Source organism: Nocardia sputi (assembly GCF_023501985.1).
In genome coordinates, this window is sequence record NZ_JAMFLC010000026.1 from 115,997 (window position 1) to 125,407 (window position 9,411).

Annotated in this window: 10 protein-coding genes; 7 read left to right on the forward strand and 3 right to left on the reverse strand. The window is 64.2% G+C overall.

Features of this window, described 5'->3' with window-relative positions:
• Positions 1-12: 12 nt before the first annotated feature.
• Positions 13-747, reverse strand: a complete 735-nt coding sequence (locus tag M8859_RS30115; protein WP_236565341.1) for a recombinase family protein — start codon at positions 745-747, stop codon at positions 13-15.
• A gap of 282 nt (positions 748-1,029) precedes the next feature.
• On the opposite strand from M8859_RS30115, the gene M8859_RS30120 reads away from it, so the two are divergent.
• The 3 genes from M8859_RS30120 to M8859_RS37745 all read left to right on the forward strand — a co-directional run bounded on the left by M8859_RS30120 (position 1,030) and on the right by M8859_RS37745 (position 3,463).
• Positions 1,030-1,368, forward strand: coding sequence for an ankyrin repeat domain-containing protein (locus M8859_RS30120; RefSeq protein ID WP_159922164.1), 339 nt, complete (start codon positions 1,030-1,032; stop codon positions 1,366-1,368).
• Between the two features lie 1,023 nt (positions 1,369-2,391).
• Positions 2,392-2,913 (forward strand): hypothetical protein, encoded by a 522-nt coding sequence (locus tag M8859_RS30125; RefSeq protein ID WP_159922163.1) that lies wholly within the window; start codon positions 2,392-2,394, stop codon positions 2,911-2,913.
• A 172-nt stretch (positions 2,914-3,085) separates the two neighbouring features.
• Entirely contained in the window at positions 3,086-3,463 is a 378-nt protein-coding gene (locus M8859_RS37745; protein ID WP_370523782.1) for an Imm1 family immunity protein, read from the forward strand.
• Between the two features lie 42 nt (positions 3,464-3,505).
• Here M8859_RS37745 and M8859_RS30130 read toward each other — a convergent pair whose 3' ends face one another.
• A complete protein-coding gene (locus tag M8859_RS30130; RefSeq protein ID WP_159922161.1) occupies positions 3,506-3,928 on the reverse strand; it encodes a Mu transposase C-terminal domain-containing protein in 423 nt (140 codons plus the stop codon).
• On the opposite strand from M8859_RS30130, the gene M8859_RS30135 reads away from it, so the two are divergent.
• The 4 genes from M8859_RS30135 (at position 3,915) to M8859_RS30150 (ending at position 8,255) form a co-directional block, all read left to right on the forward strand.
• Entirely contained in the window at positions 3,915-4,643 is a 729-nt protein-coding gene (locus M8859_RS30135; protein WP_195072435.1) for an AAA family ATPase, read from the forward strand. The genes M8859_RS30130 and M8859_RS30135 overlap by 14 nt on opposite strands.
• A 595-nt stretch (positions 4,644-5,238) precedes the next feature.
• Entirely contained in the window at positions 5,239-6,546 is a 1,308-nt protein-coding gene (locus M8859_RS30140) for an IS256 family transposase (protein WP_249645207.1), read from the forward strand.
• Between the two features lie 164 nt (positions 6,547-6,710).
• Positions 6,711-7,655, forward strand: coding sequence for a hypothetical protein (locus M8859_RS30145; RefSeq protein ID WP_159930830.1), 945 nt, complete (start codon positions 6,711-6,713; stop codon positions 7,653-7,655).
• Positions 7,656-8,084: 429 nt separating this feature from the next.
• Positions 8,085-8,255 carry a hypothetical protein gene (locus M8859_RS30150; protein ID WP_195072436.1) on the forward strand — a complete coding sequence of 57 codons (171 nt, stop codon included), beginning with the start codon at positions 8,085-8,087 and terminating at the stop codon, positions 8,253-8,255.
• Between the two features lie 22 nt (positions 8,256-8,277).
• Here M8859_RS30150 and M8859_RS30155 read toward each other — a convergent pair whose 3' ends face one another.
• Positions 8,278-9,240, reverse strand: coding sequence for a tyrosine-type recombinase/integrase (locus tag M8859_RS30155; protein ID WP_195072437.1), 963 nt, complete (start codon positions 9,238-9,240; stop codon positions 8,278-8,280).
• Between the last annotated feature and the right edge of the window lie 171 nt (positions 9,241-9,411).

The window sequence follows — 9,411 nt, forward strand, 5'->3', positions numbered from 1 at the left end:
CTACGAAGCGCCTCAGTGACACCGCATGACCCAAAATGTATTGCCAATAGGGGTTCCGGTAGTAGTCGCGCGGAAAACAACGGAGTTGCCTGGACCAGCGGTGATGGTGGGCTGCCGGTGTCTGGTGCGACGATGTCGGTCTGAAGCTGGTCCGAGCCGCAAAGCAGGTCTACCCGCGTGATTTCCCGAGGTTTCGGTAGATGGTGGGGCGGTGACGCCGAATTCGGCGGCGATCTGGTCGACGGTGTAGCGGCGCTTGCCGCGCTCATCGAGTTCGTCGTACATCGCCCGGGCCAGCTGTACCTGCCGGGGGCCGAGCTTCGGCTTCTGGCCGCCGGTGCGTCCACGGGCGCGCGCGGCGGCCAAGCCGTCGCGGGTGCGTTCGGACATCAGGGCGTGCTCGAATTCGGCGATGGCGCCGAGGATCTGGAAGAACATCCGCCCCAGAGCGGTGGAGGTGTCGATGCCCTGGTCCAGAACCACCAGATCTACGCCCCGCTCCTGCAAGGCTTTCGACAGCTCGATCAGGTGCTCGAGAGAGCGGCCGAGCCGGTCGAGTTTGGTGACCACCAGCTGATCGCCTTCCCGGTTGGCCACCAGCAGCGCCTTGTCGAGTTCGGGACGGGAGGCGAGCTTGCCGGAGGCCTTGTCGAGGAAGATCTGCTCGCACCCGGCCGCGGTAAGCGCGTCGTGCTGGGCCTCGGGATGCTGATCGCGGGTGGAGACCCGCCCGTAGCCGATTCGCATGCACGGAATGTATCGGTAACCCCCGACAGATTGACATTGCCGCGTACACGGCAACCTTTACAGAACCGGACTGCGCAAAGGCGTTGCCGCCGACAGTGTCTCGTGAACGATCATTTGTGAGACATATTCCTGCCAGCTGGTGGCTGCATCGGTGAATCACGAAATCTGACGTCACTGTTCAGCTTGACACCGGACTGTGACCAGTTCGGACCAGCGCAGCATGAGCGTGCTTTCGTGAACCGAGCGCGAGCATAGGGCGGTGGTTTCGGATTGACTGTTCTGATGAGTGACGAGCACGGATACTGGACTCCGGCACATCATGCGATCGAGCACTTCGATGTGGCGAGGCTGGCTCGCCTACTGGCCGAGGGCAGTGATCCCGACGAAGTCTTTGTTGACATGACGCTGCTGACGCACGCCATCGATGCCGAGGGCGATGGCGCCGCCCAGAACGGTGAACCGTTGAGCGTTCACCTGACCGCGGTACTGCTGGCCTTCGGCGCTGATCCCACCCTGCCCGACCCTGCCGGGCGTACTCCGATGGACATGGCGGCTGTCTACCGCCACGATCTCGCGATCAAGCTGCTCCAAAGCCACATCAATCGCCAACTCGGAGCATGAACACCGATTCACTGGGTGACCGAGCCCGCTGATGGCGTGCGTTCGCCGGACACGCCCAAGCCGCCGGACGCCCGTCGACGGCGTCAGATTTCAGATCTCACCAATAACCGCCGTCAGGATGCACCGGCGCGGCCACAGCTGGCCAAGGCGCTATGTAGGCATGGCTCGGGCCGCTGCTGTGGTCACTGACTATTTCGGCGGTGACAGCCGCCAGATTCACCGTAAGGGTGCTCTTCCCCACGCCGCCTTCTGATTGAGCAGCACATACACAAACGCCATTCCTAGCTCTCTCCCGTGTGCTTCGCAGGCCGCTGCGTGGGCGGCGCGGACGATGCGGTTCATTTCACGGCCTCGATCCGGACCAGAGCGCTTGCCATGTACCCGCTCGTCGCGGCGAGTGAGTTTCGGGCCGTGCCACCGGGCGATGCGCGAGCTGACCTCGATCCTGGGCCCGGGAGCCGAACGCCGACCCTGACCAGCAGATACGCCATATATGTTGGTTTTTCGGCGGTTACTACCGGAACCCCTCATCGAGGGAATACTGCAGCGGCGATACCGCCATCGACAAGTCGGCAGAAGCGGACAACCAGACACGCCTACCCGTGCGACACGCTGGATGTGATCTTCACCGGTAGATGGCCGGGAATCTTCAGTGGTAGTTGGCCGCATCGTCAATCTTCACCGCTCGTTTGACATCGACGGCGCCGTACCGGCTAACTTCACCAGCAGTCGACAAAGTTCCTGACCCGGCTTCTCTCACCCTGCCAGTTCTGACTTGGCCCGGGGCCATCCCGCGCGTTCTCAGCGCCGAATCTCCCCCTGAAGGGTTCTCGCCTCGGCCGGGATCCGGAGACTGGTGATCGCCGAAATCGAGCTGCCGACGCGGATCAGACGAGTTCGCATGCGGTGGGCGCCATGGTCAGTGTGCTCTCATTGCTGGTGAGCCAGGCATGATGAGTCGCTGTAAAGCTGGGTACGGCCTGTTGAGTGAGATTCGGCCAGTCCCGATCGGAGGTGAAGTTTGTGGGTGAAATGATGCGAATCGTCGATTTGGAAGCTGGCTTCGGTCGCTACTTGCACGGCCGGGAGATCACTGTTGCCGACTTGGATGCCGTGGCGGCGATCGAGGCGATGACCAGTTTCTATGCTGATAACCGCCTCCAGGATGCAGCCCCTGCCGACATCGCTGGAAGCGATGGTGACATGCTCCTTTTTCAGTGGGGCATCTACGACAGCCTCTACGGTGCCGGTGTGTTCACCTATGGCATCACCCGGCAGGCGATCGGACCTGACGAGGACGACGGGATCTGGCAGTTGTCACTGACGCTGCGGTTTCCTGCAACAGCAGGGTCGGTCATTCCGGAATTGGGCAGGACGATCCCGGACAGGTCGGGAGCTTCGTGCTTTTGTCGCGCACCATCCCGCAACCGCCTACGTCGCAGGCCGGCGTCCCAGCCTGGTCGAGCTGACGTTCGACGATGTCCGCTAGCAAGCTGTGCCGATGCTCGAGCGCGTGTGCCGAGGAAAGCCGAGGTCTGTTCTTGAGTATCCAGTCGAGAGAACTCCGGAGCAGAGCTTGATCCTCAACGTGCGTATCGGCGCCACGTACTACTACGCGCAGACGTGGCCGCAGATGTCGGAACTTGTCATGATGGTTACACGGCCCCAGCGGATCTCGCCTCCAGGGATCGACGGCGAGCACGGTAACGCGGAGTTCATGTTCGCCGACGGGCGTCATACTGCCCGGACTCGTGACTGGTGGCCGGATAACTTCCTGCACGTCGGAGTCAACTGCGCTACCGGCTACGGTGGGCTTATCTGGTACGTGTCTCCGGACCGGGCTGGCAAGTCCGGTGACGAGACGTCTCAATGGTGCTGGGTATCGGACAATCCCACACCTCCCGACTTCGATCCGCGAGTTCTCTCCGATCCAGGTTGTCCACTGTTCTTTGACCGGCGAAGTGCGCTTCCTGTTACCCGAGTTCGTCAAGCCTTGGAAGAGTTCTGTCGGATGGGTACGGGTGATCGACCCGAGTGTGTCCGGTGGGTCCGCGGCGAGATAAACGGAGAACGCCTCGAAGCGAATCGGCAATAGCCGTCGTCTGCACCTCGGAGAAGGAGCGCGAGTACACGCGGCCTACCGATGTCGGGCATCGCGCGTGACAGGGTGCGTGCGGTGCAACGGGCCGCAGCGGCTCACTCGGCCGCCGACAGATTCGGTGGACGTTCGGAAAACGACCAGGTCGGCGCAAATGGCGCGGCACAGGAACTGGTCGCGGTAGAACACCCGGATCTCGGCCAGGTCACGCGGGTCGTAGCGCGCGGTGACCTGCTCACCGGTGTAGTCGGCGAGCACTGGATCCAGATAGCGCAGCGACTGGTGGTGGATGCCGTCCGGGTGCACCGTCCGCGGGGTGGCGACGGTCAGTAGCAGCAGGTCCAGCTGCCGAAGGGTCTCGGGCAGCCGGGGGAGGAATCCTTCTTTCTCCCAACTGGTCTGGGGTGGCTGACCGATTTCGCTGTGCCGGGTCAGATTGTAGGTGCGGATGTTCCTGGTCACCAAAGAACATCGCCGGTTCACCGAGTTCGCCGACGCCTGCCGTCGAGACCGCTACTTCGGACTGTGCTACGGGCCACCTGGCGGCGGGAAGACCCTTTCCGCCCGCCGGTACGCGACCTGGGACTCCATCGAGCCGCGGCTGTGGAACTGGCACGTCAACTACGCCCAAGGCAGCGATCGCGACAACTGGCACAGCCTGTTCTACACCCCGGTGGTCGGCGCTACCGCCTGCAACATAGACACCGATCTGCGCAACATGGCCCAGCGCTTGGCGCTGCTGCGCAGCATCGGATGGGATGACTCTCGCGCCCACAACCTCCCCCACGGCAGCGACGGCTTCACCGAGTTGCTGATCGTGGACGAGGCTGATCGACTGAAAATGCCTGCGCTGGAACAACTCCGCGACCACTACGGCCGCAGCAGCCTCGGACTGATCTTGATCGGCATGCCCGGCATCGAGAAGCGGCTGACCGGCTACCCGCAGCTGTACAGCCGCGTCGGATTCGTCCACCACTACCAGCCACTATCGGCCGAAGAACAAGCATTCGTCCTGGCCAAACACTGGCCACACCTCGCCCTCGGCGACACCGACGACTTCACCACGGCCGAAGCCGTCGCCGCAATCACCCGCATCGCCAGCGGCAACTTCCGGCTCACCAGCCGCCTCGTCGCCCAGATCGAACGCATCCTTGACATCAACTCCGTGACCGGGTGAGACGGGAACTCGCGCGAGTCGCCCGCGCCGGCGAGCTCACCACCGATCACGTCCGGCGCCTGGCCGTTGAATGCTCGGTGAGCGAGCGGACCTTCTGGCGATGGCTTGCCCGCAGCCGTAGTCCATACCCGCTGAGGGAGCGGGCCCGGTTCCGATTCGACGAAGATCTGCGAGACCGAGTGCACCACCTCGCCGGCAACGCTTCCGCGGTCCACCGTGAACTCCTCGCCGCTCACCAGGTCGGCGGGCCCGCACCTCCCAGCCTCAAATCCGTCCAGCGAGCCGTGCACCTCGACACGACAATCCGCCCCGAACGCCCTCGGAAGCGCCGTCCGCCCCCGCTGTCCCGAACCAAAGTGCGATGGCGCTGCACTTCCTCGACCAGCCGGGAACCACCGTCTCCGGAGTCACCGAAGTCTTCGGCATCAACCGCCGGACGCTCGCCCACTACCGCGACCTGGAGCAATGATCGAGACCTGTGGATGAGCCTGGGCGAGGTGGCGTGAAAGTGGGCGCACCTTTCCGAAGATGATCATCACGGATTCAGGTATTCGATCAAGGCCGGCGTTGGCGCGCTGGTTGGGAAGGTACGCCCGTGCTCACGGTAGTTCACGATGCGCAATCAGCCAATGAGGCCGACGGCGCTGGCGGTCGATCGCTGCTCGATGAGATCGTCCGCGATGGTGCCCGTCAGATGTTGGCTGCGGCGCTGCGGGCCGAAGTCAGTGCCTATGTCGAGCAGTTCGCCGATCAGCGCGATGAGAACGGTCGGCGTCTGGTGGTCCGCAATGGCTATCACCGCGAACGCGAGGTGCTGACCGCTGCGGGTGCGGTGGCGGTGACCGCGCCGCGGGTCAACGACAAGCGCATCGACGCTGATACCGCAGAGCGGCAACGGTTTTCCTCGGCGATTCTGCCGGCGTGGGCTCGCAAGTCCCCGCAGATGACCGAGGTACTGCCGCTGCTGTACCTGCATGGTCTTTCGACCAGCGACTTCGGCCCGGCCCTGGAGCAGTTTCTGGGTTCAGGTGCGGGATTGTCGGCCACGACGATCACCCGACTGACCGCGCAGTGGCAAGACGAGGCCACGACGTTCCAGGAACGTGACCTCTCGAGCACTGACTACGTCTACCTGTGGGTCGACGGTATCCACCTCAAGGTCCGTCTCGAGCAGGAGAAGCTGTGCCTGTTGGTGATGATCGGGGTCCGGTCCGACGGCCGCAAGGAACTCGTCGCCCTCACCGACGGTTACCGGGAGTCCACCGAGTCGTGGGCCGATCTGCTGCGGGGTTGTCGCCGTCGCGGGATGACTGCCCCGGTGCTGGCTGTCGGCGACGGCGCGCTCGGGTTCTGGAGGGCGATGCGCGAGGTGTTCCCGGCCACCCGCGAGCAGCGCTGCTGGTTCCACAAGCAAGCCAACGTCCTTGCCGCGCTCCCGAAGTCAGCGCACCCCGGTGCGATCTCGGCGATGCGGGAGATCTACAACGCCGAGGACATCGACAAGGCACAGGTCGCGATCAAGGCCTTCGAGGTCGACTACGGCGCCAAGTACCCCAAGGCCGTCGCCAAGATCGTCGACGACGCCGACGTGCTCCTGGAGTTCTACAAGTATCCTGCCGAGCACTGGATCCACCTGCGGACCACGAATCCGATCGAGTTGACCTTCGCCACCGTCCGGCTGCGAACCAAAGTCACCAAGGGCCCCGGATCGCGGGCTGCGGGAATTGCCATGGCCTACAAGCTTATCGACGCCGCACAGACACGATGGCGGGCCGTCAACGCACCCCACCTCGTTGCCCTCGTTCGAGCAGGCGCCATCTTCCATAAAGGCAAATTGCTCGAACGACCGGTCGACATCACACCCACCCAACCGGGTGGATCAACCGAAAGTGATGTCGCCTGAATCAACTTCATCACAGGTCTTGGCAATACCCCTCATGCGACCATTGCTGTTTGGTGAGGAACCATCACCACTGGCCCAAACCCCAGAGTCGGGATGGGATTGGCGGCCGCGCTATCGTCCACAGATCAGGAGATAGTCAATCGGCGAGATGGGGCTCGTGTCGGATGGTCGATGAACCGATGTGGAAGATCCTGGATTTCAACGAGGGCGCGTATGTCACAGCCGGTGCCGGCGCGGTCGAGGTGACCGATTTCCGCGGGCCGCTGTCCACCCGCGACGGTGAGGTCAGATTCTCGCTTCGGCTGTGGCGCACACCAGATTCCTCCTTGGCCCGCAGCGCTGTCGGGCGCTATCCCGACCTGATGCCGGGCACCGCCCGCAACGCGGCCCGCGCGAACTGCATTCTCGCGGTCGGCTCCGCCGATGCGCTTGCCGTCGCGCTCTACATGACCGGCACCAGGTACCGGATCGGCCGACGTGACGCCGAAAACTCGCCGGTCCGAACAATCCGGTACAACCTCGGGCGCGAGGTCACCGTCCACGAAGGTGAAATCTTTGCGGCACCCGAAGCGGGCGAACTGTTTCTTGCGTACTTCCTGACCGGAACGGTTTCCCCCGACGACTACCGGCTTCGTGAGCTGAACGACCCTGGCACCGCGCCGAATCCGACCCACGCGCTGACCATCAATTTCGACGAACACCGCACGGTCTTTCCCACGGTCGAGGCCGATGAATTCTCAGCGTTCCTTAGCGACACCAACAACGACGAACCGTCCGTGCTCGTGCTGTGGCCACTCCCGCCAGGCAAAGCCGTGACCGATCTCACCGACGAAGAACAGTCAGACCATCAAGAGTTCATCCAGACCGCCGGCTCCTGTGGTCGCTACACGGTGGAGATACGCCAACGGGCTACTGTCTACACCCTAGGCCACGTGATCGACGATCCGATCTGGGACACCGAACCGACCGAGATCACCGCTGGCTCCCACGTTGTCCCCGTGTATCCCCACGAGGTCTTCACCCCGGCTGAGGTAGGCCATCTCTTCCACCACTACCGCAAAACCGGGCAAATCCCCGACAACGGCTACACGCGTCGAGAACTCCAGTGAGGTGGGATGCGCCGTTGTACCGGGCCATTCCTCATGACGAAACTCACCGCACAAATCATCGGCCCACAAGTATTGACAATTGCTCCCGCGACCTCGCACGACAGGCCAACCATCGCTGAAGATTTCAGGCCGTCAATCTCAGAAGGTCACACGCTGGAGTCCGCGACGTCGCTTTCCGCCGACATTACCGATCACAGACCCTGTGAACCGATGTCGAAAGTTCACCGATGATCGACGTCGGAATTCACCAGCGTAGCCAGGGGGCGCAACCACGCGAGCCATGCTCCACTGACCGACCACTCACCGCGACCAGGACACCGTCCTCCACACAAAGCCCTGCGCAGAACAGGCCACAACGATCAGAACCCAGGGGAACATAGGTTCGATAATGACACGTACCGGTCGGTCTGGCGAGATAGGCTCACCGGCATGGTTCAGGTCGGTGACAGAGTGCTCTTGGTCGCGAACGGCGTGTCGGTGTTCCAGGTCCTGGAGCTCGAAGACGACACCCACGCGATCGTCGAGTCCGTCCTGGACGCGCCTGGCCGCTACCCGTTCAGCGTCCGCATCGACTCGCTGGTGCCCGCACCGCAGGCGTAGCGCCCGGTTCGGTCCCCGCGTTCTACATCGCGATGTCGCCGAACAGATCGAGCTGCTCACTGTCGGTGAGCGCGAGGCGGTGACGCGGTCGCGTCGCGGTTCCGCCGAGCAGCGCGCGGACCCGGTCGCGGTCGGGTGCTTGCTGCCCGAGCCGCGCGGCGACGACTGCGGGCGGTAGGCCTTCGCGCAGCATGCGTTGTTCGGCGGTGGTGCGCAGCGTGCCGGGGGAGATGTCGAGGCCGGCGTCGGCGCCGACGGCGCGGACGGCGTCGTCGACGGTGCGCACTGCCAGCCGCCGGTGCGGGGCCTGCTCGGTGAGGAACAGCGCGATCTGTTCGGGGTGGCCGCGTAGCAGGCGTCGGCGTTCGGCCAGCCAGGCGACCAGCGCGGCGCGGGTACCCGGCTGCAGCGGCACGGTCCGCGTACCGCCGCTGGAGTCGGTGATTGCCAGGGCGCCGGGCCAGTCGGCCAGATCAAGGCCGGTCAACGCGAGCGCGGCGATCTCGGACTTCCGCGGCCCGGCATCCAGGCCCAGGACGATCATCGCGAACGCGCGCGGCCCGCGTGCCGCCGCGGCGCGCAGCAGGGCGCGCTGCTCGGCGGGGCCGAGGGTGCGGGGGTTGGTCGGCTCCACCACCACTCGCGGTGTGGCTGGGGCGCCCAGGCCGAGCCATTGGTAGAAGACGGTGAGCGCGGTGAGGGTGAGATTGACGGTGCGCCCGACGACTCCGCGGTCCTCGACGGCTGCGGTGAGGTAGGCGTCGACGGCGCGGTCGCGGCCGGTGTGAGAGTGCAGGGCGTCGTCGTGGCCGCGGTTGTCGGCCAGCCAGGCCAGGAAGTGCCCGACCCGTTCGAGGTAGGTCTCCCGCGAACGGGTGGCGAGGTCGTCGCGGTCGGCCAGGGCGGCGGTGAATCCGGCCAGCATCGGGTCGGCGGCGATCTCGATCGAGAACAATCCCGGCATGTCGTGGCTGTTGTCGTTCACCGCCGTCCTCCATGCCGAAACTCGTTGTAGAGCAGCATCGCAGCAGGCACCGACACTGATGATGGAAAAGATCTTGATCGTCGTGTCTCTGGCACCGACTGTCGCCCTGCTGGGTTGACCATCACTTGGTCTGACCGGCGGTCAGGGTCCCGCGCGCCGGCCGGGCGGACA

Bases quoted from the DNA above. Each gene is read 5' to 3' on its own strand.
- M8859_RS30115 (WP_236565341.1), bottom strand. From the start codon at position 747: ATGCGAATCGGCTACGGGCGGGTCTCCACCCGCGATCAGCATCCCGAG.
- M8859_RS30120 (WP_159922164.1), top strand. From the start codon at position 1,030: ATGAGTGACGAGCACGGATACTGGACTCCGGCACATCATGCGATCGAG.
- M8859_RS37745 (WP_370523782.1), top strand. From the start codon at position 3,086: ATGTTCGCCGACGGGCGTCATACTGCCCGGACTCGTGACTGGTGGCCG.
- M8859_RS30135 (WP_195072435.1), top strand. From the start codon at position 3,915: ATGTTCCTGGTCACCAAAGAACATCGCCGGTTCACCGAGTTCGCCGAC.
- M8859_RS30145 (WP_159930830.1), top strand. From the start codon at position 6,711: ATGGTCGATGAACCGATGTGGAAGATCCTGGATTTCAACGAGGGCGCG.
- M8859_RS30150 (WP_195072436.1), top strand. From the start codon at position 8,085: ATGGTTCAGGTCGGTGACAGAGTGCTCTTGGTCGCGAACGGCGTGTCG.